The 22181-nt window shown below is 66.6% G+C and carries 27 protein-coding genes; 11 read left to right on the top strand and 16 right to left on the bottom strand.

Features of this window, described 5'->3' with window-relative positions:
* Nucleotides 1-104: 104 nt before the first annotated feature.
* From AC2JAJ_RS12385 to paaA, 6 genes are read right to left on the bottom strand one after another with little or no spacing between them, the layout of a single operon-like run.
* A complete protein-coding gene (locus tag AC2JAJ_RS12385) occupies nucleotides 105-893 on the bottom strand; it encodes an enoyl-CoA hydratase/isomerase family protein (RefSeq protein WP_486415647.1) in 789 nt (262 codons plus the stop codon).
* Nucleotides 894-917: 24 nt separating this feature from the next.
* A complete protein-coding gene (paaE, locus tag AC2JAJ_RS12380) occupies nucleotides 918-2144 on the bottom strand; it encodes a 1,2-phenylacetyl-CoA epoxidase subunit PaaE (protein WP_486415648.1) in 1227 nt (408 codons plus the stop codon).
* Nucleotides 2145-2153: 9 nt separating this feature from the next.
* Nucleotides 2154-2660: a 1,2-phenylacetyl-CoA epoxidase subunit PaaD gene (paaD, locus tag AC2JAJ_RS12375; RefSeq protein WP_486416694.1), complete on the bottom strand. Its 507-nt coding sequence runs from the start codon at nucleotides 2658-2660 to the stop codon at nucleotides 2154-2156.
* A 5-nt stretch (nucleotides 2661-2665) separates the two neighbouring features.
* The gene (paaC, locus tag AC2JAJ_RS12370; protein ID WP_486415649.1) at nucleotides 2666-3508 is read right to left on the bottom strand and encodes a 1,2-phenylacetyl-CoA epoxidase subunit PaaC; all 843 of its coding nucleotides are present in this window, start codon (nucleotides 3506-3508) and stop codon (nucleotides 2666-2668) included.
* Complete coding sequence (gene paaB / locus AC2JAJ_RS12365) at nucleotides 3505-3897, bottom strand: 1,2-phenylacetyl-CoA epoxidase subunit PaaB (RefSeq protein ID WP_486415650.1); 393 nt, start codon at nucleotides 3895-3897, stop codon at nucleotides 3505-3507. The genes paaC and paaB overlap by 4 nt, the downstream gene beginning before the upstream one ends.
* Nucleotides 3894-4901, bottom strand: coding sequence for a 1,2-phenylacetyl-CoA epoxidase subunit PaaA (gene paaA, locus AC2JAJ_RS12360; RefSeq protein WP_486415651.1), 1008 nt, complete (start codon nucleotides 4899-4901; stop codon nucleotides 3894-3896). Before paaA ends, paaB begins: the two co-directional genes overlap by 4 nt.
* A 414-nt stretch (nucleotides 4902-5315) precedes the next feature.
* Between paaA and AC2JAJ_RS12355 the strand changes: the two genes are divergently transcribed.
* The 7 genes from AC2JAJ_RS12355 (at nucleotide 5316) to AC2JAJ_RS12325 (ending at nucleotide 12080) form a co-directional block, all read left to right on the top strand.
* Nucleotides 5316-6002 carry a GDSL-type esterase/lipase family protein gene (locus tag AC2JAJ_RS12355; protein WP_501053136.1) on the top strand — a complete coding sequence of 229 codons (687 nt, stop codon included), beginning with the start codon at nucleotides 5316-5318 and terminating at the stop codon, nucleotides 6000-6002.
* Between the two features lie 190 nt (nucleotides 6003-6192).
* The gene (locus AC2JAJ_RS12350) at nucleotides 6193-7161 is read left to right on the top strand and encodes a metallophosphoesterase (RefSeq protein ID WP_486415653.1); all 969 of its coding nucleotides are present in this window, start codon (nucleotides 6193-6195) and stop codon (nucleotides 7159-7161) included.
* Between the two features lie 213 nt (nucleotides 7162-7374).
* Nucleotides 7375-8265 (top strand): aldo/keto reductase, encoded by an 891-nt coding sequence (locus AC2JAJ_RS12345; RefSeq protein ID WP_486416695.1) that lies wholly within the window; start codon nucleotides 7375-7377, stop codon nucleotides 8263-8265.
* Nucleotides 8266-8267: 2 nt separating this feature from the next.
* Complete coding sequence (locus AC2JAJ_RS12340) at nucleotides 8268-9296, top strand: aldo/keto reductase (RefSeq protein WP_486415654.1); 1029 nt, start codon at nucleotides 8268-8270, stop codon at nucleotides 9294-9296.
* A 32-nt stretch (nucleotides 9297-9328) separates the two neighbouring features.
* Nucleotides 9329-10159: an oxidoreductase gene (locus AC2JAJ_RS12335; protein WP_486415655.1), complete on the top strand. Its 831-nt coding sequence runs from the start codon at nucleotides 9329-9331 to the stop codon at nucleotides 10157-10159.
* A 194-nt stretch (nucleotides 10160-10353) separates the two neighbouring features.
* Entirely contained in the window at nucleotides 10354-10611 is a 258-nt protein-coding gene (locus AC2JAJ_RS12330) for an SHOCT domain-containing protein (protein ID WP_221386225.1), read from the top strand.
* A complete protein-coding gene (locus tag AC2JAJ_RS12325; protein WP_486415656.1) occupies nucleotides 10611-12080 on the top strand; it encodes a multicopper oxidase family protein in 1470 nt (489 codons plus the stop codon). The genes AC2JAJ_RS12330 and AC2JAJ_RS12325 overlap by 1 nt, the downstream gene beginning before the upstream one ends.
* Before the next feature lie 81 nt (nucleotides 12081-12161).
* Here AC2JAJ_RS12325 and AC2JAJ_RS12320 read toward each other — a convergent pair whose 3' ends face one another.
* Nucleotides 12162-12350 (bottom strand): DUF6480 family protein, encoded by a 189-nt coding sequence (locus tag AC2JAJ_RS12320; protein ID WP_486415657.1) that lies wholly within the window; start codon nucleotides 12348-12350, stop codon nucleotides 12162-12164.
* Between the two features lie 116 nt (nucleotides 12351-12466).
* On the opposite strand from AC2JAJ_RS12320, the gene AC2JAJ_RS12315 reads away from it, so the two are divergent.
* Nucleotides 12467-12616: a hypothetical protein gene (locus AC2JAJ_RS12315; protein ID WP_486415658.1), complete on the top strand. Its 150-nt coding sequence runs from the start codon at nucleotides 12467-12469 to the stop codon at nucleotides 12614-12616.
* A gap of 165 nt (nucleotides 12617-12781) precedes the next feature.
* Here the strand turns inward: AC2JAJ_RS12315 and AC2JAJ_RS12310 are convergent, their stop codons facing one another.
* From AC2JAJ_RS12310 to AC2JAJ_RS12300, 3 genes are read right to left on the bottom strand one after another with little or no spacing between them, the layout of a single operon-like run.
* Nucleotides 12782-13540: a hypothetical protein gene (locus AC2JAJ_RS12310; RefSeq protein ID WP_501053135.1), complete on the bottom strand. Its 759-nt coding sequence runs from the start codon at nucleotides 13538-13540 to the stop codon at nucleotides 12782-12784.
* A gap of 14 nt (nucleotides 13541-13554) precedes the next feature.
* Nucleotides 13555-14301, bottom strand: a complete 747-nt coding sequence (locus tag AC2JAJ_RS12305; protein ID WP_486415660.1) for an ion transporter — start codon at nucleotides 14299-14301, stop codon at nucleotides 13555-13557.
* A 15-nt stretch (nucleotides 14302-14316) separates the two neighbouring features.
* On the bottom strand, nucleotides 14317-15558 hold the full coding sequence (locus tag AC2JAJ_RS12300; RefSeq protein ID WP_486415661.1) for a cation:proton antiporter domain-containing protein: 1242 nt from the start codon (nucleotides 15556-15558) through the stop codon (nucleotides 14317-14319).
* 174 nt (nucleotides 15559-15732) lie between these two features.
* Here AC2JAJ_RS12300 and AC2JAJ_RS12295 point away from each other — a divergent pair, with 174 nt between their 5' ends.
* The 3 genes from AC2JAJ_RS12295 to AC2JAJ_RS12285 all read left to right on the top strand — a co-directional run bounded on the left by AC2JAJ_RS12295 (nucleotide 15733) and on the right by AC2JAJ_RS12285 (nucleotide 18350).
* Entirely contained in the window at nucleotides 15733-16608 is an 876-nt protein-coding gene (locus tag AC2JAJ_RS12295) for a potassium channel family protein (protein WP_486415662.1), read from the top strand.
* Between the two features lie 74 nt (nucleotides 16609-16682).
* Nucleotides 16683-17765 (top strand): YihY/virulence factor BrkB family protein, encoded by a 1083-nt coding sequence (locus AC2JAJ_RS12290; RefSeq protein ID WP_486415663.1) that lies wholly within the window; start codon nucleotides 16683-16685, stop codon nucleotides 17763-17765.
* A 150-nt stretch (nucleotides 17766-17915) separates the two neighbouring features.
* Nucleotides 17916-18350, top strand: a complete 435-nt coding sequence (locus AC2JAJ_RS12285; protein WP_486415664.1) for a hypothetical protein — start codon at nucleotides 17916-17918, stop codon at nucleotides 18348-18350.
* 153 nt (nucleotides 18351-18503) lie between these two features.
* Here AC2JAJ_RS12285 and AC2JAJ_RS12280 read toward each other — a convergent pair whose 3' ends face one another.
* The 6 genes from AC2JAJ_RS12280 to AC2JAJ_RS12255 all read right to left on the bottom strand — a co-directional run bounded on the left by AC2JAJ_RS12280 (nucleotide 18504) and on the right by AC2JAJ_RS12255 (nucleotide 22100).
* Nucleotides 18504-19037 carry a DinB family protein gene (locus AC2JAJ_RS12280; RefSeq protein WP_486415665.1) on the bottom strand — a complete coding sequence of 178 codons (534 nt, stop codon included), beginning with the start codon at nucleotides 19035-19037 and terminating at the stop codon, nucleotides 18504-18506.
* A gap of 94 nt (nucleotides 19038-19131) precedes the next feature.
* Nucleotides 19132-20436, bottom strand: coding sequence for an FAD-dependent oxidoreductase (locus tag AC2JAJ_RS12275; RefSeq protein ID WP_486415666.1), 1305 nt, complete (start codon nucleotides 20434-20436; stop codon nucleotides 19132-19134).
* 12 nt (nucleotides 20437-20448) lie between these two features.
* A complete protein-coding gene (locus tag AC2JAJ_RS12270; RefSeq protein ID WP_486415667.1) occupies nucleotides 20449-20595 on the bottom strand; it encodes a hypothetical protein in 147 nt (48 codons plus the stop codon).
* Between the two features lie 49 nt (nucleotides 20596-20644).
* Complete coding sequence (locus AC2JAJ_RS12265; RefSeq protein WP_486415668.1) at nucleotides 20645-21055, bottom strand: arsenate reductase ArsC; 411 nt, start codon at nucleotides 21053-21055, stop codon at nucleotides 20645-20647.
* Complete coding sequence (locus AC2JAJ_RS12260; protein WP_221386219.1) at nucleotides 21052-21753, bottom strand: aquaporin; 702 nt, start codon at nucleotides 21751-21753, stop codon at nucleotides 21052-21054. The genes AC2JAJ_RS12265 and AC2JAJ_RS12260 overlap by 4 nt, the downstream gene beginning before the upstream one ends.
* Nucleotides 21750-22100, bottom strand: coding sequence for a metalloregulator ArsR/SmtB family transcription factor (locus AC2JAJ_RS12255; protein WP_486415669.1), 351 nt, complete (start codon nucleotides 22098-22100; stop codon nucleotides 21750-21752). The genes AC2JAJ_RS12260 and AC2JAJ_RS12255 overlap by 4 nt, the downstream gene beginning before the upstream one ends.
* Nucleotides 22101-22181: the final 81 nt, after the last annotated feature.

Below are 22181 nucleotides of genomic sequence, written 5' to 3'. Positions count from 1 at the left end.
TTTATCCAGGCTCGCTAACTCTCTCGACATTGAATCAAGGTAACCGCAGCTGGAACTCAAGATTGGCTCAAGATCAGGAGCCCTGCCATCCGGTGGCAAGCAGCTCACTCAACGCGGCCTGAGAATTTCGGCTCCCGCTTCTCCTGGAACGCCCGGAAACCCTCGGCGTAGTCCTCGGTCTTGCAGAGGCGCGCCTGCTCCTCGTTCTCCTCCTGCATGGCCTGCCACAGGCCCAGGCGCTGGTCGCGGATGTGCGCCACCAGCTCCTTCGACGCCACAAACGCGCCGGTGGCACCGGCCGCAACCCGCGAGACGATCTCCCGCGTGGACTCCAGCAAAGAATCGGCAGGCATCGCCCGGCTGAACATCCCCTGCGCCACGGCCTCGGCGCCCGAGATCAGGTCCGCCGTGTAGATCAGGTCCAGCGTCCGGTGCATGCCCAGCCGCTCCGTGAAGTACCAGTGCCCGCCCGAATCCAGCGTGGCGCCCAGCTTGGCGAACGGCGACCCGAACTTCGCGTTCTCCGCCACATACACCACGTCCGTGGCCAGCAGCAGCCCCAGCCCCACGCCCAGGCACGCCCCCTGCGCCGCCGCGAAGGTCGGCGCCGGGAAGGCAGCCATCTTCTTCAGCAGCGGCTCCACCAGCCCGCCCAGGTACGCCGCGGCGTCGTCGTTCTCCGGGGTGACCCCCGCGATGTCCCGGCCCGCGCAAAAGGCCCTGCCCTCTCCCCTCAGCAGCAGCGCCCGCACCTCGCCGCGGAAGGCGGCGGCAGCAGCGTCGTCGTACGCCTTGCCCAACTCCTTGAGCGCCTGCTCATCCAGCGAGTTCAGCTTCTGCGGCGCGTCCAGCACAACCTCGGCGATGCCGTTGCTGATGGAAAGGGAAATCATGAAGCTCCTTCTTGAAGAAAAGACTTAGACGTCGAAGTCGACCGTGACTTCCTTGCTGGTGGGGTGGCTCTGGCAGGTCAGCACGTAGCCCTTGTCCAGCTCATCCTGCTCCAGCGCATAGTTTTCGTCCATGGTGACGCTGCCGGTGACTACCTTGGCCCGGCAGGTGCCGCACACTCCCCCGGCGCACGCGAACGGCACGTCCGGGCGAACCCGAAGGGCCGCGTTCAGGATTGACTCGCGGGCATGCGTGGGGCTGGCCACCTCGCCCTGCAGGCCGTCCAGCTTGAACGTGATCTTGTACGTCTCCTGGCTCTCGTCCACGATGACGGGCCTGCCGGCGTGCCCTTCCGGGCGGTCCGGCTTCCCGGACGTGAACAGCTCGAACCGGATGTTCTCCGGCTTCACCCCGCGCTCGGCCAGGGTGTCCCGGCACAGCTGAACCAGCTCGAACGGCCCGCACAGGAACCACTCGTCCACGTCGTCCGCGTGCAGGGCGGTGCCCAGCAGCTGCTGCAGCTTCTCGGCATCGATCCGGCCGGACAGCAGCGGCGCGATCCGCTGCTCGCGGCTCAGCACGTGGTGGATGGCCAGGCGCTGCGGGTACTTGTCCTTCAGGTCCGCCAGCTCCTCCAGGAACATCACGTCCATGGCGGCCTTGTTGGCGTAGATCAGGTCGAACCGGGTCTCCGGGTTGGCTGCCAGCAGCGTCCGGGCGATCGCGATCACCGGGGTGATCCCGGAACCCGCCGCGATGGCCACGAAGTTCCCCGGTTCACCCGCGAGATCTTCCGGGTGGTTCATGGAGTTCATGACGTTCTGCTCCACAGCCACCCCGTCGCGGCCGTGCTTGGACACGAACGCGCCCATGGGGCTCATCACGTCCAGGGTGTCCCCCGCCTTCAGCTCGGCGTTGGCCCACGTGGAGAACAGCCCGCCCAGGTCCTTCTTGATGGCCACGCGGATCTCGCTGGTGCCGTCCGCGAAGCTGCGCGGCTCGGCGCAGATGGAGTAGCTGCGGCGGATTTCCTTCGGCTCGCCGGTCTCATCCGGCAGCGTGGTGCGCAGGGCCACGTACTGGCCGGGCAGGTAGTCGAACTTGCCGGCGAGTTCGGCCGGCACATGGAAGCTGACCTCAATGGCATCGTCGGTGAGCCGGCGCACCTCCTTCACGGCGAGGGTGTGGAAGGACGGACGACGGCGGCCGGTCACCTCAGCCTCTTCGGCGGCGGTCTGGCGGACAACAGGCATGGGGCTTCCTTACAGGACTTTGAAGTAGTCGAACGGTTCCTTGCAGTCCTGGCACACATAGAGGGCCTTGCAGGACGTGGAACCGAAGCGGGTGAGTTCCTTGGTGTTGAGGCTGTTGCACTGCGGGCACTTCACGGCCATCGTCAGCCGGATGGCACCGGTGTGGCCGCCGGCCCGGGAGTGCCCGGTGGGGGGCGCGATGCCGTACTCCTGCAGCTTCTGCTTTCCGGCCTCGGTCATCCAGTCGGTGGTCCAGGCCGGCGAGAGGACCAGGTCCACCTGGACGTCCTCATAGCCTTCTTTGGCGAAGGCCGTGTAGAGGTCGTCGCGGATGGCGTCCATGGCGGGGCAGCCCGAGTACGTGGGGGTGATGGTGACCCGCACGCCTCCGTCCGTGCCGACGTCGACCTTCCGCAGGATCCCCAGGTCCGCAATGGTGAGCACCGGGATCTCCGGATCCACGACCGTGGCCGCGATGTCCCAGGCCTGCTGCTGCGTTTCCTGTTCCGTGATCATGACGGTCACCAGCTCGCTCCGGGGTGCTCGCGGGCCAGCACCTGCATCTCCGCGAGGATGTAGCCCAGGTACTCGGAGTGCTTGCCGTGGCGGCCGCCGCCGGGGGCTGCCGGAACGTCCGGGACGTCGAGCTCGGCCTCGGTCAGGACCTCCGCGATGAGGCGGTCAAAGTCCCCCTTCAGTGTGGAAGGCGCGACGGCGGCACCCGCCTGGACGAGCCTGCCGGTCAGGTCGTCGTCGCGGAAGAGTTCCCCAACGTACGGCCACATGATGCGCAGGCCATGGATCATCCTGGTGCGCGATTCCTCGGTGCCGCCAGCGAGGCGCAGGACCCACTGGGCGCTGTGGTCGCGGTGGTAGTCCACTTCCTTCACGGCCTTGGCGGCGATGGCGGCAAGCGTCTCGTCGGTGGATTCGGTGAGGCGGCGATAGAGCTCGTACTGGTAGTAGCTCACCACGAACTGGCGGGCGATGGTGGCCGCGAAGTCGCCGTTGGGCTGCTCGAACAGCTGGACGCTGCGGAACTCGTGCTCGCGGCGGAAGTAGGCCAGGTCATCCTCGGACTTGTCCCACGCCGCTCCCGCGTAGGTGAGGAAGCTGCGGGCGTGGCCCAGCTGGTCCAGGGCGATGTTGCCCAGGGCGATGTCCTCCTCCAGCTCCGGCGCGCGGGAGATCCAGTGGCCAAGGCGCTGGGCGAGGATCAGGGCGTCATCGCCCATTCGGAGGGCATATTCGGCGACGTCTTCGCTGGGCTTGACCAGGCCCGTTTTGACCTCCAGGGCGATGTCCTCGGGGCGGAGCGCGTTGCCGGGGGTGATGCGGGTTGCGGAGGCGTTCGCTTCGCTCACAGGTGGTTCACTCCCTCGCTCTTGGTGTAGTAGGTGGCGTGGCGGTAGTCCTTGCCCTGCGGGGACTCGAAGAACGACCCCTTGGAGTCGGGGTCGCTGGCGGCGATGGCGTCGGCCGGGACAACCCAGATGGAGACGCCCTCGTTGCGGCGGGTGTAGAGGTCGCGTGCGTTGCGCAGGGCCATGGCGGCGTCCGGGGCGTGCAGGGATCCGGCGTGCACGTGGCTCAGGCCGCGGCTCGACCGGACGAAGACCTCCCAGAGGCCCCAGGCGGAGCGGTCGTGGTGGCCTGCGGGGGCTGCTTCTACGTTGGGGCTGGCCTTGGGGGCTTCGCGGTTGATTTCGGTGGCGGAGCTGGCCGGGGTTTCCGGGTTGCCGTGCGGGCTCATGCTGCGTATTCCTTCTGCTGCTTTGCTGACTGTTTTGCTCGCTGCTTGTCCGCATACGCGGCGGCTGCCTCCCTAACCCAGGCGCCGTCGTCGTGCGCTGCCCTCCGCCGCTCAAGGCGCTGGGCGTTGCAGGGACCGCGGCCGGCGAGGACTTCGTGGAACTCGTCCCAGTCCAGCGGGCCGTGCTCCCACTTCTTCGTGTCCTCGTTGAAGCGGATCTGGTCGTCGGGGAGGGTGAGGCCCAGGACCCGGACCTGCTCCACCATCATGCCGACGAACCGGCTGCGGAGCTCGTCATTGCTGAACCGCTTGATGTTCCAGGCCATGGACTGCTTGGAGTTGGGGGAATCGTCGTCCGGCGGCCCGAACATCATCAGGGCCGGGGCGTACCAGCGGTTCACGGCGTCCTGGGCCATCTGCTTCTGCTCGGGGGTGCCGTTGGAGAGTTCCAGCAGGATCTCGAAGCCCTGGCGCTGGTGGAACGACTCTTCCTTGCAGATGCGGACCATGGCGCGGCCGTAGGGACCGTACGACGCGCGGCACAGCGGGACCTGGTTGCAGATGGCGGCGCCGTCCACCAGCCAGCCGATGGCGCCCATGTCCGCCCAGGTCAGCGCCGGGTAGTTGAAGATGGACGAGTAGCGGGCCTTGCCGGCGATGAGGTCTTCCATCATCTTGTCCCGGGTCTGGCCCAGGGTCTCGGCGGCCGAGTAGAGGTAGAGCCCGTGGCCGGCCTCGTCCTGGACCTTGGCCATGAGGATGGCCTTGCGCTTCAGGCTGGGGGCGCGGGAGATCCAGTTCGCCTCCGGCTGCATGCCGATGATCTCCGAGTGCGCGTGCTGGGAGACCTGGCGCAGCAGGGTCTTGCGGTAGGCGGCGGGCATCCAGTCGCGGGGCTCGATACGGGAGTCCTCGGCGATGATCCGGTCGAAGTGCGCCTGGCCTGCGGCGTCCTCCTCGGGGGTTAGCTCAGCCGGCACTGACTGCAAGTTCTGCGCTGCCATGGTTGCTCCTATGCAAAGACCTGTCGGGCGGCTCGGAATTATTTACCGACCGTTCGTTCAGGATATGCGGAGCCGCGGGCGGGCGTCAAGCTTCCGGGCTGCTTTCGAGGGTTTGCCTTCAAGACCGGCCCTCAGCCGCATAACCGGCGCTGGCCCCCACCGGTCATGCGGCCCAGGGCCGGTTATGCGATCCAACCCTCCCCCCGTGACGCCCCATCACGTCCGGCCCGCTATTCCGCAACCCGCCATCACGTCCTGCCGCCTTTCCCGCGACGCCCCATCACATCCTGCGGGGTTTCCACAAACGCGCCATCACGTCCCGCAGCTTTCCCACAGAGCTCCCCGGACTCCCCCGTTTGCTGCCGGCTGGCGGCCTAGCATGGGCCCGTGGTTCCCGGCTTCCAGGTTGGAGGAATGGTGGACGGACGAGTTGCGCTTGCGGGCATGGCCGCCAGTGCCGCCCTGCTCCTTTGCGCGGCCACCGGGTGCACCCCGGCTGGAGCCAAGGAGCAGGTTGCAGGCGGCTCCGTCAGGGTTGTGGTGATCGGGGACTCGCTGAGCACCGGGTTCGGAACCTCCGCGGATGAGGCGTGGCCGGCCCTGCTGAAGTCGGTGCCGCTGCTCAACAACCGGACCATGCAGGTGACCAATGCGGCCGAGAACGGCAGCGGATACCTGGTGACCGGCGAGCACGGCGACACGTTCAGGGAGGAGGTCCAGGACGCGGTTGGGCCGGACACGGACGTGGTGGTCTTCTTCGGGTCCGACAACGATGAGGGGGCAGATCCGGAGGCGCTCCGGGCGGCCGCAGCCTCCACCTTCGCCGCCGCTTCCGCCATTGCTCCGAAGGCGGTGCTCGTGGCTGTGGGTCCACTGTCCGGCAGCGACGAGCCGGATCCGGAACTGACCGGCGTCCGCGACTCAGCCGCTGCCGCCGCACAGGACATGGACGTGCCGTTCATCGACCCCATCGCCGACGCGTGGCTGGCTGGCCGCGCCGACGTTCTGTTGGGACCTGACCGGGAACATCCCAGCGTCGCCGGCCAGGAGCTCCTGCGGGACAAGATGCGGGCAATCCTGAGCTCGGCGGTCCAGGGCTGAGCCGTCCAGGGCTGAGCCGTGCCGGGGGGAACTGCGGATGACCTGCGGGAACCCCTCTTGCCCGCGCTGGAAGCCCGACGCTAGCTTGGTGCTACCTAAAGCAGACTTGGGCACGGGGGGAAATTTGGCAGGCTGGTGGCGCAGTTCGCGGGTACAGGGGCGCGTGCCCGGGCGGAGGAAAGCCGCCGCCATGGTCCTTGCCCTCGTCACGGCCACCACGCTCGCCGGCTGCATCCCCGGGCCTAAGCCCCCGCCTGAGCGGAGTGTGCACTTCACCGCCGTCGGGGACATGGGCATGCAGGACGGCGCCAAGGCCGTGCTGGACAAGATCAAGGAACTCCAGCCCGAGTTCAACTTCCACCTGGGCGACCTCTCCTACGGACAGGGCACCGAGGAGGAGTTCTGCAAGATGGTCACCGACAAGCTCGGGGACCTCCCCTTCCAACTCGTGGCCGGCAACCACGAAAGCAACGGCGAGGGCGGCCACATCCGCAACTACGTCAAGTGCCTGCCCAACAAAATGCCGGGGCTGGAGGGCGAATACGGCACGCAGTGGTACATCGACATTCCGCAGGAGAAGCCCCTGGTCCGGCTGATCGCGGTGTCCCCGGGAATTGCCTTCGACCAAGGCGACCTGGACTACTCCGAGGACAGCAAGCGCTGGCAGTGGACCGAGGACGCGATCGACGGCGCCCGCACGGATGGCATCCCCTGGACCGTGGTGGGAATGCACACCGTGTGCTTCAGCATGGGCGAATACAGCTGCGAGGCCGGCCGGGCGCTGACCGACCTGTTGATCGAAAAGAAGGTTGACCTGGTCCTCACGGGCCACGAGCACCTTTACCAGCGCACGTTCCAGCTGGGCATGCCGAACGACTGCTCCAAAGTCCTGGCCCGGGGGAAGTGCGCGGTTGACGACGACGACTCGTTCGCCAAGGGCGCGGGAACGGTCTTCGCCACCTCAGGCCTGGGCGGCAAGAGCATCCGGGACATCAACACCCAGGATTCGGACAGGCCCGTTTTCGCGGCGTGGTCCGGCAGTAACAAGGATCCCGCCTACGGCACCCTCGACATCAAGCTCACCGGCTCCCGGATGGACGTGAAGTTCGTTCCCGCGGAGGGGTACAGCTTCACGGATTCGTTCAGCATCGCGAAGTAGGCTGCCGGTTTCCACCCGTCAGCTTCTGCTTCGTGCATTCCTGCCCAGTTACTGCTCCAACCCCGCCACGAACGACGGCGTGCCACCGTTTTTTGATGCGAGCGGCGGTAGGTAACTGGGCTGGAACGCACACCGGGCGCACCCCAAATCCGAGGGAGGGACTCGCAAACCCTCCCTTAAACGCCCAGACCCACATAGCGTGAGGGCATGGTTATGGAACTCACCCTCAACAACGGCGTCACGATGCCCGCGCTCGGCCTCGGCGTCTTCCAAAGTCCGCCGGAAGAGACGACGACGGCCGTCCAGACCGCGCTGGCCACCGGCTACCGGCACATCGACACCGCCGCCGCGTACGGCAATGAGCGCGAGGTGGGCGAGGGCATCCGCCGCGCCGGGCTGCCGCGCCAGGACGTGTTCATCGAGACCAAGGTCTGGGTCAGCGACTACGGCTACGACGAGGCGCTGCATGCATGGGACAAGGCCGTGGGCAAGCTCGGTGTGGAGCAGCTGGACCTCTTCATCCTGCACCAGCCGGCGCCGGACCGGTTCGAGAAGACCCTCGAAGCGTACAAGGCCCTGGAAACCCTGCTGGAGGACGGGCGCGTCCGGGCCATCGGCGTCAGCAACTTCATGCCGCACCACCTGGAACAGCTGCTCCAGGCCACGGATGTGCTCCCCGCCGTCAACCAGGTGGAGCTGCACCCCTATTTCGCCCAGCCCGCAGTCCAGGCGGCCAACGCGGAGTACGAGATCCTCACCCAGGCGTGGTCGCCGATCGGCGGCATCACGTTCTACCCCGGCTGGGGCGAGAACCGCAAGAACGTCATGCGGGACCCGGTGATTGCCGGCGTCGCGCATGGCCACGGCAAGACCCCCGCCCAGGTGATGCTGCGCTGGCACCTGCAGCAGGGCCGCTCGGCCATCCCCAAGTCCACCAACCCGGCGCGCATCGCGGAGAACTTCGACGTGTTCGACTTCGAGCTCACCGCCGCGGAGCTCGCCGCCATCGACGCCCTGGACACCGGCGTCCGCAGCGGGCCGGACCCGGACGTTCCCCGCCCGGAGCGGTTCGCCATGGTCATCCCCGAAGCCGAAGGAGAGTAGCAATGGAATACCGCCCGCTTGGCCGCACCGGCGTGCAGGTCAGCCCCCTCTGCCTCGGGGCCATGATGTTCGGCCCGTGGGGCAACGACGACCGGGCCGACGCCACCCGCATCATCCACCGCGCCCTCGACGCCGGCATCAACTTCATCGACACCGCGGACGTCTACTCCGGCGGGGCCTCGGAAGAGATCGTGGGGGAAGCACTCAAGGGAAAGCGCGACGACGTCTTCCTGGCCACCAAGTTCTTCATGCCCATGGACGACAAGGACCCCAACCAGCGCGGCGGATCGCGCCGCTGGATCATGCGCGAGGTGGAGAACTCGCTCCGCCGGCTGGGCACGGACTACATCGACCTCTACCAGGTGCACCGGCCGAGCCCGGACACCGACGTGGAGGAAACCCTCGGCGCCCTCACCGACCTGGTCCGGCAAGGCAAGGTCCGCTACATCGGCTCCTCGTCCTACTCGGGTTCGCAGATCGTGGAGGCGCAGTGGGCGTCCCGCGAGCGCAACCTGGAGAGGTTCGTCACCGAGCAGCCGCCCTACTCCATCCTGGTCCGCGGCATCGAGGAGGACGTGCTTCCCACCGTCCAGCGCCACGGCATGGGCACCCTCACCTACAGCCCGCTGGCAGGCGGCTGGCTTTCGGGGCGGTGGCGGAAGGACTCGGCGTCCCGGCCTACCTCGTCGGCACGCCCCAGCGCCCGGTTCGACATGAGCCAGCCCGCCAACCAGCGCAAGCTGGACATCGTGGAGGAGCTGGCGCAGGTGGCCGAATGGGCCGGGGTCACGCTCATCGAGATGGCCATCGCGTTCGTGATCAACCATCCGGGCGTCACCTCGGCCATCGTGGGCCCGCGCACCATGGAGCAGCTGGAGTCCTACCTCCCCGCCGCGGACACCAGGTTGCCCCACGAGGTGCTCGACCGCATCGACCAACTGGTGGCCCCCGGCGTCACCGTCAACCCGGACGACAACAGCTACGGCGCCCACGAACTCACACCAAACGCACGACGGCGGCACGCGGCTTAGGCGCCAGGCGTCACCCTACGAAAGGAAAACCAATGGCAACATGGCTCATCACAGGCTGCTCCACCGGACTCGGCCGGGCACTCGCGGAGGCCGTGCTCGCATCCGGGCACAACGCCGTCGTCACCGCCCGGAAGGTGGAAACCCTGCAGGACATCACCGCCGGCTTCCCTGACACCTCGCTGTCCCTCCCCCTCGACGTCACGGACAAGGCGCAGATCAGCGCGGCGGTGAAGCAGGCGGAGGAGAAGTTCGGCGGCATCGACGTGCTGGTGAACAACGCCAGGTATGGCTACCGGGCCGCCGTGGAGGAAGCCGACGACGCCGACATCCGCCGCCTGTTCGACACCAACTTTTTCGGCGCGGTGGACATGATCAAGGCGGTGGTGCCCGGGATGCGGGCCAGGAAGTCCGGTTCCATCCTCAACATCTCCTCGATCGGCGCCCGGATCACGCCGCCCGGCTCGGGGTACTACGCGGCCACCAAGGCGGCGCTGGAGGGCATGACCGGATCGCTCCGCAACGAGCTGAAGCCGCTGGGCATCAACGTCACTGCCATCGAACCCGGCGGCTTCCGCACGGACTTCGCCGGCCGCTCGCTTACGCAGTCCGCGACGGCGATCGGAGACTACGCGGACACTGCCGGCAAGCGCCGCAAGGAGCACGACACCGCGCACGGCAACCAGCCCGGCGACCCGGACAAGGCAGCCAGGGCGATTCTCGCCGTCGTCGAATCCGCCAACCCGCCGGGGCTGCTGGTCCTGGGGACGGACGCGTTCGGTGCTTTCGGCAAGGTGGCGGACGCGCAGCGCGCGGAACTGGAGCAGTGGGAGGAGCTGAGCACCAGCACCGACATCACGGACTGACCCCTCCGTGCGTTCCCGCCCACTTACTTTTCCCGCATCACCGTGGCACGCCGCGCACCCCGGCGCGCCGCGGACTTACGAGCCGGGCCGCCGGAAGTAACTGGGCTGGAACGCACGCCGCGGGACCTCGGACCCTACCTCCCGCCCCGGGACGGGCCAAGAATCGGAGGTACCAACGAGGAAAGGCTCCGGCCATGATGTGGGGTTACGGACAAGGCGGCGGGTGGTGGCTCTGGGGCGTTCTGCTGCTGCTCGGGATAGCGCTGCTGGTTGTGCTGGCGGTGTGGGCGTTTGTCGGGGGCATTCGCGGCGGCGGTACCCGCGGCTGGCAGGGACACGGCAGGCCGCCGGCATCGACGGCACGGCGGATCCTCGATGAGCGCTTTGCACGGGGAGAACTCACAGCCGATCAGTACCGCGAACAGCTCAGGGTGCTCGGCGAGGGCCCGTAGTGCGCCCCATCAGCCGCCGGCAGGCACTGCTGCTGGGTGGCGTAGGGGCTGCCGCAACGGCGGCCGGCGGGGCGGGCCTCATCTGGTCGCTGTCCTCCCGGGCCGGACCCACCGGCGGCGGCGAACTGGTCCAGCCGGACGAACTGCGGAGCGACGCGGGCCAGCTGCAGGTGCGGCTCGAAGCCGCGCCCGCGCAGGTCCAGCTGGGCGGACGGCAGGTCTCAGCGCTTGGCTACAACGGCAGCGTCCCAGGTCCCACGCTTCGCCTGAAACCGGGCGACACCCTGAAGATCGGCCTGGCCAACAACCTGTCCCAGCCCACCAACCTGCACGTGCATGGCCTCCACGTGTCCCCGGAGGGCAACGGCGACAACGTGTTCGTTGCCGTCGGCCCCGGCAGTACGTTTGACTACGAATACAGGCTCCCGGCAGGCCATCCGCCGGGGGTGTACTGGTACCACCCCCATCACCACGGCATGGTGGCCGACCAGATCTTCGCCGGGCTCTTCGGCGCGATCATCGTGGAGGACCCGGAGCCCATCGAGGCCAGCACGGAGCGGGTACTGGTGGTGTCGGACACCGCGGTGGACGGGTTGGGGAATATCCGCCCGGCCTCGGCCATGGACCGGATGGCGGGCCGCGAGGGCGACCTTCTCCTGGTCAACGGCCAGAGCAGTCCCCTGTTCAGTGCCCGTCCCGGGCAGCGGGAGCGGTGGCGCATCGTCAATGCCTGCGTGGCCCGGTACCTCCGGCTGCGGCTGGACGGCCAGCAACTGCAGCTGCTGGGCATGGACTCCGGCCGTTTCCAGGAACCGCGACAGGTGGAAGAGCTCGTGCTCACCCCCGGCAACCGGGCGGACCTGCTGGTCACCACGGCGGCCGGCGAGTCCGTCCTGCGCGCCTTCCGGTACAACCGGGGAAACATGGGCGGGATGATGGGCCAGGGGCCGTTCGGAGCCCCGTTTGGACCCACGGAGCAGGCCGACGGCGCTGCGCTGGCTTTGTTCCGCGTGTCCGGAGAAGCTGCGACTCCCCCGGGCGCACTGCCGGCCCAGGCCGCACCCGGGGACCTGAGGCTGGCAACGGTGGCGGCGCACCGGCAGATCAACCTGGCTGCGGGGATGGGAATGGGCGCCGCGGGCATGATGCGTTTCACCATCAACGGCAGGGAATTCGACCCGGCCCGCACCGACACCACCGCCGCGGCCGGGACGGTTGAGGAGTGGACGCTCACCAACTCCGGCCCCATGGACCACCCCTTCCACCTGCACGTCTGGCCCATGCAGATGATCCAGGACAGCGGCGTCGATCTTTCCCTCCCTGACTGGCGGGACGTGGTGAACATCCCGGCCAACGGACAGGTGAAGGTCCGGGTGGCCTTCACGGATTTCCGGGGGCGGACCGTGTACCACTGCCACATCCTGGACCACGAGGACCTCGGCATGATGGGCGTGATCGACGTCCGGTGAATGCAATTGCCATGGCTTTTTCAACGGCGGTGCGAGCCGGGGGAAGATCTTATCGAGTCCTTTTGGGAGGCTCGTGGCGCATCACTCTACCGCCGTCTGCGCAGATGCCGGTGGAGTTTCCCCCGGAGGAACCCCGCCTCCTTCGGTGAGTCCGGTAATGGTTTCATCGGCAGGGTTCGGATTCACCCCGTCGTATTCCCTTGACTTCTCGTCGTTCACCCGAGGTGCACCGGAATTGGACGGTTCTTCTTCCGAGTCGTGATTGCTCATACTCCTACACTCCTTCTCGCCCTGGGGGCCGCTGGTCAAGTAAACCTATGAAATTTTGCTTCAGAGCACGCCGAAGAGAGAAGCGATTATGAGAACCGCTGAAAGAAACCGGCTCAGTGCTCGTCGTAGTGGTCCTCGTGGGCTGCGTGTCGGTGCCCATCGTGAAGGTAGTCCAGATGCCCATCGTGCTCCGAGGTTTCGTGGCCGCATCCGGGGCCGTGCTGGTGGGAGTGGTCATGATTTGCTGGCGTGTGATCGGAACGTGAATCGTCGGGATCGACTGGTGTAGCGTGTTCGGGACTAATGGACATTTCTCTTCCCTCTTCCTCGTACCGTTCCTGGCTGACCGTCCCATAGTCATGTACGGCCACGCACCCCTGCCGGGGCAGGAGAGTCTACTCCGGTGGACAGGGCCTCGGAAGAGCGCCCTGCTACTCCTGCATGGTGGTGATAAGTGCGAGGAGCGCCGCGTAGAGCACCAGGCCAATGCTGAACCAAGCAAAGCTGGAGGACCGGTTGGACGGTACTTCCTCCTTGAAAACGTTCAGCAGTACCGACCCTCCAAGGAGTGCGGTGAGGAGAGCCACCACCAGGGTGCTGGTTGGCGCGAAGAGAGCGGCCAGCGCCCATCCGATGACAAGGGATGCCGCGAGCGCCAACCGGCCGTTCCTGCGGAACCTGCGTGGGTAGTGCTCTGTCAGGGTGCGGTCTGTGAGGACGAAGTGCAGCCCCATGGCCACGGTGAACAGCACGGCGAACAGCACCCCGGTGCGTACCCGCAGGATCATCGTGTAGGTAATCAAGACGTTGTAGACCATGAATGATCCCAGGTGCAGCCAGTACACCCCGGCGGACTCGGGGGCAGCATCCCTGTCCCTGCTTCCATGGGTAGTAGCCAGCCGCTCCAGCCCGTAAAAGGCGGTAAAACCGATCAGGGCAACCAGGAAAATAGCCAACTCCAGCAGCGGAGTGGGTTTCAGGGCATCCGAGAGAGCCTCACCAACCGCTTCATTCCCCTCAGCGATTTCCGGCAGGAGGTGCAGGAAGACATAGGCCACTGCAAGGCCGCCGGCGAAAGAACCTGTGTAGCGTTCAGGCACCAGGGGAAGCTTGCGGATGTGCGGAGCCAGGATGTGAAGGCCTGCCAGCACGACGGTCAGGACAGCGGCGATCCCGACGCTTGTGCCCATACTCAGTTCGGTATTCATTGCGTCCTCTTCGCCTGGCTGGATGGGAAGGGCGGGGCCGTCTCCTCCCCTTCCCGGTAGGAGCCATGAGGTCCGCCCAGGAAGTACGCCCCGAGGGATCCGGCCAGCGTGGCGAAGACAGCGACCGAATAGATTGCCAGTGCCACTTGAAGAAGGCGGGAGAAGGGATCGTCGGAGGTAATGCCGCTGCCGGTGATGGTGGCGAGGGCAGCCTCATAAAGGGCGGTCCCGTAATCACTGTGGGCCTCGGAGGCATAGAGCAGCTGGCTGGCGGCCAGGATGACCACCGCTGTCACGGCCGCAAGCCAGCCAATCCGGCTCGCCAGCAGTCGCCGAGCAGACCGGGAGCCGCGTACTCCTGCCGAGACGATGCCTCCTGCACGCGCCAGCCGGGCAATGCGCACACTCCGCAGTGCCTGCAGCGCACGGACAAATCGCAGAAAAGGCAACAATAAGAAAAGCACCTGCCACCAGTTGCGCCGCCAGAAAGCGGCTTGAAAGCCCGCTACGTAAGCGCGCAGCAGGAACTCCGCAACGAATATTGCCCAGAACACCCAACCGACGACGGCCAGAGCCTGAGTCCACCCGGGCTCGGTGACGAGCAGCTGCCCCAGCACCACAAAGAGAAAGACAATCCCCAGGAAACCCATGGGCCGGTCAAGACGCGCCGCGAGCAACTCAGCACCCGCCAGCTTCTCACCTTGCCGGCGCTCCGCGTCCCCACTGATCGGCGCCTCAGGCATAGCCCGTCCGCCTGCTCATCGGGACGTCTCCACCGTTTGCCGGCTTTGCATCCGGTGCAGCCAGGAGCTCAGGGGCGCGGCAGTCAAACCGTGGAGCAAGACAGAAGCCGTGATCGCCAAAGTAACGTAGACGAATACCTCATGCTGGCCCGTATGACGTTCAGCCAATGTGGCGTAGAACAGTGCTGAAACTCCGACCGGCCCGAACCAGCTTAAGAAGGCCACCTCCGACGGGCCGTGCAGGCGCTTGATAAGGGGTGCCACCGCCCACACCGCAATCATCCTTCGGGCGATTACAGCCCCTATGACAGCCATGACCGGCCACACTCCCATGCCTGTCCACTCCGTGATCGGCAGGGCAACGCCAAGCAGGGTGAAGACGGGCAGGATGAAGAACCGGTTCACGACGTCGTCGACTTTTCCCTCCTGTTCCTCATCCTGTTCCGGGATCAACTGCCCGAACACCGCTGCCGCCACGAAAACCGCAAGCACGGCGTCGGTGCCAAGTAGCTTGCACAACCCAAGAATGAGCAAGGCCGCCGGGATAATGAATCCGAGATAGGAGGTCTCCTCCATCCACTTCCGGCGCTGCGCAAGCAGGAACAGCTTTGCCAGCAGCCAGCCGATGAAGGCTCCGAGTGCTGCGGCACCAAGGACTTCCCACAGCAGGACCTTGGTAAACAGGTCGGTCCACGCGTGGTCCGGCTTGGTCAGCAGGAGCACGGGCAGCATCACGAAAAGGTACGCCAACCCGTCGTTAAGGCCCGACTCGGAGGAGATATTGAACCGGGTCCGGTTCGGCACCTTCGCCTTTGCCAGGGATCCGGTGACGATGGGAGTGCTGACAATTGGATCCGTCGGCGTAATGATTGCGCCCACCAGCAAGGCAAGAAGGAAGGGCAAACCCAGCAGGCCCCACAGGACCCCGGCCGCGACCATGAACATGAGCAACATGCCCAAGGTGATCATCACTACCACCCAACGCACGTTTGCACGCCAGTAGCCGTGGGGCAGGCGCAGGGCCACTCCGCTCAGGCCGACAGCGAGGGTAAGCCGGCAGGCCTGCTCAAGCAAGGTGCCTTGCTCGAGACCAAAATCCTGGAGGGACCCCAGGCCGAGGACGTGGGGCCCGGCCAGCGCTCCGAGCGCCAGCGCCACCAGCGGCCCGGGGAAGCTGCCCCGTTGCAGGACGGATGAGAAGGCAGAAAACACGACGACGCCGCCGGCGAACAGGGTCAGCACAAGGTTGATCCCCATGACCATCCTTCCAACTGTCGTCCTTACTCCAGCGGGGCATTCGTCCCGAATGGCCCCTGGGAACACGCCCGGCGGTGCGTCCGGATCCAATCAACAGTAGCCTTACCAATGCGGGGAGGGCCAACCCCAGGCAGCGATAACCGTGACAGCAGGTGTCAGATCAAAAGGAGAAATATGCGCTTAGTCCTGACGGCCCTTGGCCTGGCGGTAGTCATTCTCGGGTTGCGCGACATGTACCACAGCCTGTTGCACCCCAGCGGTAAGGGGTCTATCAGCCACGGCGTGATGACAGGAGTGTGGAAGGTTTCGAGGCGCATGGGGCATCGCTTTGGCTCCGCCGTCGGACCTGCCGCCATGACGGGCGTGGTACTGCTCTGGGTTGCCATGCAGGCTGTCGGCTGGGCGTTGGTCTACACCCCGCATATCCCTGACGGCCTTGCCTACTCCTCCGGAGTCGACCCGGCCCGGTACCCCGATTTTTTCGAGGCCCTTTACGTTTCCCTTGTGGCCCTGGCGACCGTGGGCTTCGGCGACGTGGTCGCCGTCGATCCCTGGGTGCGGATGGCGTCACCGGTCGAAGCCCTGGCTGGCTTTGCGCTGCTGACCACCGCCCTGACCTGGTTCACGCAGGTTTATCCCCCGCTGTCCCGCCGCCGGGCATTGGCGTTGGATTTGAAAGGACTGGCCGACGCGGGCTACGCGGACCAGCTTCCCCGGCTGGACCCGGCCGCTGCAAGCATCGTGCTCCACACGCTGGCTTCGGAAATCGGCAAGACCCGGATTGACCTGACCCAACATGCCGAGAGCTACTACTTCCAGGAGGAGGATCCCCGCCTGTCCTTGGCGCGGCAACTCCCGTATGCCATGTCCATTCGCGATGCAGCGGCAAACTCTCCTGCCCCGGAACTGCAAGTCGGTGCGGCCGTCCTGGAACAGGCGCTGGAACAGTTAGCCGCGAAGCTGCGGGACAACTTCGTAGACAACAGGGGAAACATCCAGGAGATATTCCACGCATTCGCAACTGATCACGCACGTTCAACCCGCACCTGACAGGATTCCGACGGGGGCGCTGCTGCAATCCGAAGGGTGGCCTGCCCAGCATGGCCCGAGAAGGAGGAATGTCCATGGCGAGCGATGAAGAGCCGAAGTCGAGCGCGGCCAAGGCACGGAGTGCGCCGGAGCCTGACGACGAACGCAAACCCGACAGCCCCACAGACCTCACCCAGCCCTCCTGGAAGTACATCGCACGGAAAACACTGAGAGAGTTCACCCAGGACCAGTGCCCCGACCTGGCTGCCGGCCTCACCTACCACGCGATCTTCTCGCTGTTCCCCGCCATTCTTGTCCTGGTTTCAATACTCGGGATCTTTGGACAGGCGGAAAAGACCACGGCGGCCCTCCTCCAGATCGTGCAGCGCGTGGCCCCGGGGCAAACGGCGGAGTTGATACGCGGCCCTGTCCAGGAGCTCACCAGCTCAACGGCAGCGGGCTTCACGCTGGTTGTGGGTCTTGCAACGGCCCTTTGGGCTGCATCAGGGTACGTGACGGCGTTCGGGCGGGCAATGAACCGGATTTATGAGGTCGACGAGGGCCGGGGCTTCCTCAAGCTCCGCGGCACCATGCTCGGCATCACGGTGATTTCGGTGGTCATCGTCGCCCTGCTGGCCGCCATGCTGGTCCTCACCGGCCCCCTGGCTGAAGCAGTCGGTGCCACCCTCGGACTCGGAGGGCTGGCGCTGACCGTCTGGAACATCGCCAAATGGCCAGTGATCCTGACGCTGGTCATCGCAGTCATCGCGATTCTCTACTACGCCACCCCCAACGTCCGCCAGCCCAGGTTCCGCTGGATCAGCATCGGCTCCTCCATCGCCCTGATGGTATTCATGCTTGCCTCTTTGGGCTTTGGCTTCTATGTGGGGAACTTCGGCAACTACAACAAAACGTATGGTGCGATCGGCGGCGTGATCGTCATGCTCTTATGGCTTTGGATCCTCAACCTGTCCCTGCTGTTCGGAGCGGAGGTTGACGCGGAGATCGAGCGGGGCCGCGAGTTGCAGGCGGGCATCAAGGCCGAGGAGAGCATTCAGCTCCCGCCGCGTGATACGAAAAGGAGCAAGAAGCTCCACGAGCAGGAAGAGGAAGATATCGAACGCGGCCGGAAGTTGCGTGAACAGGCCAGCTCGACGACGCACAGCACCACCGGCTGACCCGCACCTAGGCGTACAGCATCAGTCTTCGGACCGCCCCGGGCAACCCTGGCAAGGCGCGAAAATCGAGTACCAAATACTCATGACATGGCTCCCGCCCGGTGCGAGAGTGGATTCCTAACGTTCCACCACATCGCAAGAGGAACCGCCATGGCATCAAAACGGCGTCGCTCGGGCAGCAAGGGCGGCGGCACTATCGGGTGCGCCCCCTTCCTCATCCTGATCGTCATCGCCCTCATCATCCAGTACTGGTGGGTCCTGCTCATCGCTGCGGGCCTGGTGGCAATGACGGTGGCCCTGGTCCGCACCGCGAATGCCCCGGCCCGTCCGGCCAGGGTGCCCCCACCCAAGCCGCAACCCGCCGTGGCCCCGCCTCCACCGGTCCTCAGCGGCGATGACCTGACAGCCCACGTGCGCGCCAAAAAACGAGCCGGACGTGTACGGGATATGCAGGAGTGGGACTACGAGTGGATCCGGCTGAGCCACCCGGGGAAGAGCCTCCACGAAGTGAACGACATAGCGAACGCCCATTTCGCCAAAGGACGTTCCATCGGCATCAACTGGGAGGACCCGTCCGCCCCATAGGTCCGCAATGTGCGTTCCTGCCCAGTTACTCTTCCCGCCCGGCTGCGGCGCGCCGTCAGAACCGGCGCGCCGTGGCTCCCACCCCGGGGAAGGCCGGAAGTAACCGGGCTGGACCGCACGCCGCCTTGGGCAACACTCTGTTGGGCAACACTCTCAGGACGGCAGTGCGGTCAGGCTCAGCTGGGCCCGGTGGTGGCGGTAGTGCTTGGGCGCCCACTCCATGATGTCCCGGCGGTCCATCCACGGGGTGAAGTAGGGATCCCACCGCGTCGGCATCGTCATGCCGCGCCCCATCGCCCGGCTGTCCGCGCGGTCATACCAGGCCACGATCATCCGCGTGGTCCGGTCCATCATGCCCAGCATGGCCCGTGGCGTCAGGACCTTGCCGCCGGCGGCGCTTCCGGCCCAGTTCACCCAGTTGTAGGGCCCGGCGCAGGCATCGAGGAGCCGGCTCCAGTTGCGCGACGCCGACGGCGGAAGGTGCGAGAACAGGCCGAGGAGGGGTATCCCGGCGAGCGCGATGTTCTGCCCCAGCGCCATGTGGAAGAGGAGCTGCCGGTTGGTCCACCGCGTCCCGGTGGACGGCCGGTCCAGTTCGTCATGCGGAACAGCCAGGATGATCTTCCGGAAGTCGTCCGCGATCCACAGCAGGTCCTCCCGCACGGGGTCCTTCCCGGAAGCGTCCACCAGAACCTCCTCTCATTGCCGGCCCCTTGAAACCGTTATACCCCAGCCGTTTCGCCCGTTCGCCCGTGCTGGAAGCCTGTGGCGAACCCGATCGCTACCGGCACCGGGCCCGGGCTTCCGCAGCACGTGTCCCCGGCGTCTTCGGCATCGGCGGGATACTCGTCGAGCAGACGCCGGTCTCCGGGAGTTCGAGTTCGACGGCGCCAGCGGCCTCGGCGTCTCCGGCCAGGGCGGCGGCGATGGACCGGACCTGTTCGTAGCCGGTGGCCATCAGGAACGTCGGTGCCCGGCCGTAGGACTTCATGCCGGCGAGGTAGAAGTCCTTCTCCGGCTGCTCGAGGATCCTGGCGCCATGGGCCGGGACCGTTCCGCAGCTGTGGAAGTCCGGATCGATCAGCGGGCCAAGGGCCTTGGGCGCATCCACTGCCGGGTCCAGGTCCAGGCGCAGCTCCGAGAGCATGGCCAGGTCCGGGCGGAACCCTGTTGCGGGGATCACCCGGTCCACGGACACGGACCGGCCGTCCGCCGCGTGCACGGTGACGGCGCCGCCGTGCACATCAAGGAAAGCAGTGTGGAAGTTGGCCAGGAGCTGGACGGCCCCGCTGTCGACTGCGATGCGGAGCCGGGCCCCGAGCTGGCCGCGGGCGGGCAGCTGGTCCGCGTCCCCGCCGCCATAGGCACGGGCCGGAGTCTCGGCGCGGATGGCCCAGATGACCTCGGTTCCGGGATTGGAGCGGGACAGGCGGGCCAGGTCTAGGACCATGTTGGCGGCCGAGTGGCCGGAGCCGATCACCAGGGTGCGGCGGCCGGCAAAACCACCAGCTGCCACCTCGGGCAGCGGGCCGGTGACCAGACCGGCTGCACGCGCTTCCGCCTCGCCCGGAACAGCCAGCCCGCAGGATCCCAGCGGCGCCGGTGTGCTCCACGTTCCCGACGTATCGATCACGGCGCGGGCAAGCACCTCGGTGACCTTCCCGCCGTCGTGCTCTATGCGCAGGAGGAACGGGGCGCTGTCCCGGCCCTGGCTGCGGCCCTTGTCCATGCCCTGCCGGGTGACGGCCGCAACCCGCGAGCCGGTCCTGATCCGGTCCTTGAGCTCAGGTGTGGCGGCGAGCGGCTCCAGGTATTCGGAAACGATCTGGGCGCCGTACGGGAGGGCCGTGGGCCGGGGAGCTTCCCAGCCGTTCCGCTCCAGGAGCCGGACCGAGGCGGGGTCGAGGTTGTACTTCCACGTGGAAAATACCCGGACGTGTCCCCACTGCCGGATGGCAGACCCCACGGCGGGGCCGGCCTCGAGGACGAGCGGTTCCAGTCCGCGTTCCAGCAGGTGGGCGGCCGCGGCCAGGCCGACAGGGCCTGCGCCGATCACGGCAACGGGGAGGAATTCCTGGGATGTCATGCTGTCCTCATTTCAGTACTTGGTGGTCCTGGGGTCGCCGGGTCCGGGTGGCGCCTGCCCGCCGATGGTGGGGGCGGGCAGGCCAGCGGTTGAGTGGGCAGGGGTTTCAGCAGCAGCCTTCGTGGCAGCAGCCCTGCTCCTCATCACAGCAGCTGTCATCACAGCAACCAGTGCTCATGTGTCCCACCCCCTTCCCGTGATGGGGCGGTTATGCCGAAGCCGGGATCAGGGAGGCGATCAGGGCTTCGACGCGGCCCTTGATCTGGTCGCGGATGGGCCGGACCGAGTCGACGCCCTTGCCGGCGGGGTCCTCCAGGACCCAGTCCTCGTAGCGCTTGCCCGGGAAGTAGGGGCACTCGTCGCCGCAGCCCATGGTGATCACGACGTCCGAGTCCTGCACGGCCTCGGTGGTGAGGATCTTGGGAATTTCGGCGGACATGTCGATCCCCACCTCGGCCATGGCTTCGACGGCGGCGGGGTTGACCTTGTCCGCGGGCTGGGATCCGGCGGAGCGGACCTCGATGGCGCCCCTGGAGAGGGTGGTGAGGAACGCTGCAGCCATCTGGGAACGGCCGGCATTGTGCACGCAGACGAACAGGACGGAGGGCTTGCGGCTCATGAGAGCACCTTTCGGTCGGCCGTGGCGACGGCGGGAGTTGCGATGGTTGGGTAAAGGAAACGGACCAGCACGTACCCGGCGGCGCCGCCGAGCAGCTGGGCCAGGATGAAGGCAGGGGCCGACGGCGGTGCGATGCCGGCGAAGGTGTCCGTGACGGTCCTGGCGATGGTCACCGCCGGGTTGGCGAAGCTGGTGGAGCTGGTGAACCAGTACGCCGCCGTAATGTAGCCGCCGACGGCAAACGCGACGCGGTCCGCCCTGCCGGACCGGACGGTGCCAAAGACAATGAGCAGCAGCCCGATCGTGGCGATGACTTCGCCCAGCCAGAGTCCCGCCCCGGTGCGCTGGTGGGTGGAAAACGTGACGGCGTCCAGGCCGAACATCAGGTTCGCGGCCACGGTACCGGCCAGGCCGCCGGCCAACTGCGCAGCCACCAGGCCTGCCGCCGTCCTGGTATCGATCATCCCCAGCGCACGCTCCACCAGGGTCACCACCGGATTGAACGACGCCGACACCGGCTGCAGTGCCAGGATCAGCGCCACCAGGGCGGCACCCGTGGCGAGGCTGTTCTGCAAAAGCTGCAGCCCGGCGTCGTCCGGGGACAGCCGGGACGCCATGACGCCCGAGCCGACCACCGCCATGACCAGGAAGGCGGTGCCGAAAAATTCCGCCGCCGAGCGGCGGCCCAGCAGACTCACGCGGCCTGTCCCCCGATCAGGGCCGCCAGGTTCTGCAGCGCCTCGGTCCGGGCGCGGTAGTAGACCCAGACGCCCCGCTTCTCCCGGTCCAGCAAACCCACCTCGTGCAGGATCTTCAGGTGGTGGCTGATGGTGGGCTGGGACAGCTCGAAGGCGTCGTTGAGGTCGCAGACGCAGGCCTCGCCGCCCTCATGCGAGGCCACCATGGACATCAGCCGCAGCCGCACCGGGTCCGCCAGCGCCTTCAGCAGCGGGGCGATCCCTTCGGCATCCGCCAGGGACAGGGGCTCCCGCGCCAGCGGCGAACAGCAGGCGACCGCCTGGACCGGGGTGAGTTCCAAAGACATAGACACACGTAAATATTTACACTTATCTATGTCTCCCGCAAGAGCCCTCCTTGCTGCCGCGTCATGGACTCCGCATAGGAT

It is taken from the genome of Arthrobacter sp. MOO21, from assembly GCF_057369995.2.
This window is presented reverse-complemented; position numbering and strand designations above follow the sequence as displayed.

What these genes read in the sequence shown, in the direction of transcription:
- AC2JAJ_RS12270 (WP_486415667.1), bottom strand. Translation starts at nt 20,595, where the DNA reads ATGACAGCTGCTGTGATGAGGAGCAGGGCTGCTGCCACGAAGGCTGCT.
- AC2JAJ_RS12300 (WP_486415661.1), bottom strand. Translation starts at nt 15,558, where the DNA reads ATGGGGATCAACCTTGTGCTGACCCTGTTCGCCGGCGGCGTCGTCGTG.
- paaE (WP_486415648.1), bottom strand. Translation starts at nt 2,144, where the DNA reads ATGCCTGTTGTCCGCCAGACCGCCGCCGAAGAGGCTGAGGTGACCGGC.
- AC2JAJ_RS12345 (WP_486416695.1), top strand. Translation starts at nt 7,375, where the DNA reads ATGGAACTCACCCTCAACAACGGCGTCACGATGCCCGCGCTCGGCCTC.
- AC2JAJ_RS12285 (WP_486415664.1), top strand. Translation starts at nt 17,916, where the DNA reads ATGGCATCAAAACGGCGTCGCTCGGGCAGCAAGGGCGGCGGCACTATC.
- AC2JAJ_RS12355 (WP_501053136.1), top strand. Translation starts at nt 5,316, where the DNA reads ATGGTGGACGGACGAGTTGCGCTTGCGGGCATGGCCGCCAGTGCCGCC.
- AC2JAJ_RS12295 (WP_486415662.1), top strand. Translation starts at nt 15,733, where the DNA reads ATGCGCTTAGTCCTGACGGCCCTTGGCCTGGCGGTAGTCATTCTCGGG.
- AC2JAJ_RS12385 (WP_486415647.1), bottom strand. Translation starts at nt 893, where the DNA reads ATGATTTCCCTTTCCATCAGCAACGGCATCGCCGAGGTTGTGCTGGAC.
- AC2JAJ_RS12265 (WP_486415668.1), bottom strand. Translation starts at nt 21,055, where the DNA reads ATGAGCCGCAAGCCCTCCGTCCTGTTCGTCTGCGTGCACAATGCCGGC.
- AC2JAJ_RS12305 (WP_486415660.1), bottom strand. Translation starts at nt 14,301, where the DNA reads ATGCCTGAGGCGCCGATCAGTGGGGACGCGGAGCGCCGGCAAGGTGAG.
- AC2JAJ_RS12320 (WP_486415657.1), bottom strand. Translation starts at nt 12,350, where the DNA reads ATGAGCAATCACGACTCGGAAGAAGAACCGTCCAATTCCGGTGCACCT.
- AC2JAJ_RS12290 (WP_486415663.1), top strand. Translation starts at nt 16,683, where the DNA reads ATGGCGAGCGATGAAGAGCCGAAGTCGAGCGCGGCCAAGGCACGGAGT.
- AC2JAJ_RS12350 (WP_486415653.1), top strand. Translation starts at nt 6,193, where the DNA reads ATGGTCCTTGCCCTCGTCACGGCCACCACGCTCGCCGGCTGCATCCCC.
- AC2JAJ_RS12335 (WP_486415655.1), top strand. Translation starts at nt 9,329, where the DNA reads ATGGCAACATGGCTCATCACAGGCTGCTCCACCGGACTCGGCCGGGCA.
- paaA (WP_486415651.1), bottom strand. Translation starts at nt 4,901, where the DNA reads ATGGCAGCGCAGAACTTGCAGTCAGTGCCGGCTGAGCTAACCCCCGAG.
- AC2JAJ_RS12310 (WP_501053135.1), bottom strand. Translation starts at nt 13,540, where the DNA reads ATGGGCACAAGCGTCGGGATCGCCGCTGTCCTGACCGTCGTGCTGGCA.
- AC2JAJ_RS12330 (WP_221386225.1), top strand. Translation starts at nt 10,354, where the DNA reads ATGATGTGGGGTTACGGACAAGGCGGCGGGTGGTGGCTCTGGGGCGTT.
- AC2JAJ_RS12255 (WP_486415669.1), bottom strand. Translation starts at nt 22,100, where the DNA reads ATGTCTTTGGAACTCACCCCGGTCCAGGCGGTCGCCTGCTGTTCGCCG.
- paaD (WP_486416694.1), bottom strand. Translation starts at nt 2,660, where the DNA reads ATGATCACGGAACAGGAAACGCAGCAGCAGGCCTGGGACATCGCGGCC.
- paaB (WP_486415650.1), bottom strand. Translation starts at nt 3,897, where the DNA reads ATGAGCCCGCACGGCAACCCGGAAACCCCGGCCAGCTCCGCCACCGAA.
- AC2JAJ_RS12275 (WP_486415666.1), bottom strand. Translation starts at nt 20,436, where the DNA reads ATGACATCCCAGGAATTCCTCCCCGTTGCCGTGATCGGCGCAGGCCCT.
- AC2JAJ_RS12340 (WP_486415654.1), top strand. Translation starts at nt 8,268, where the DNA reads ATGGAATACCGCCCGCTTGGCCGCACCGGCGTGCAGGTCAGCCCCCTC.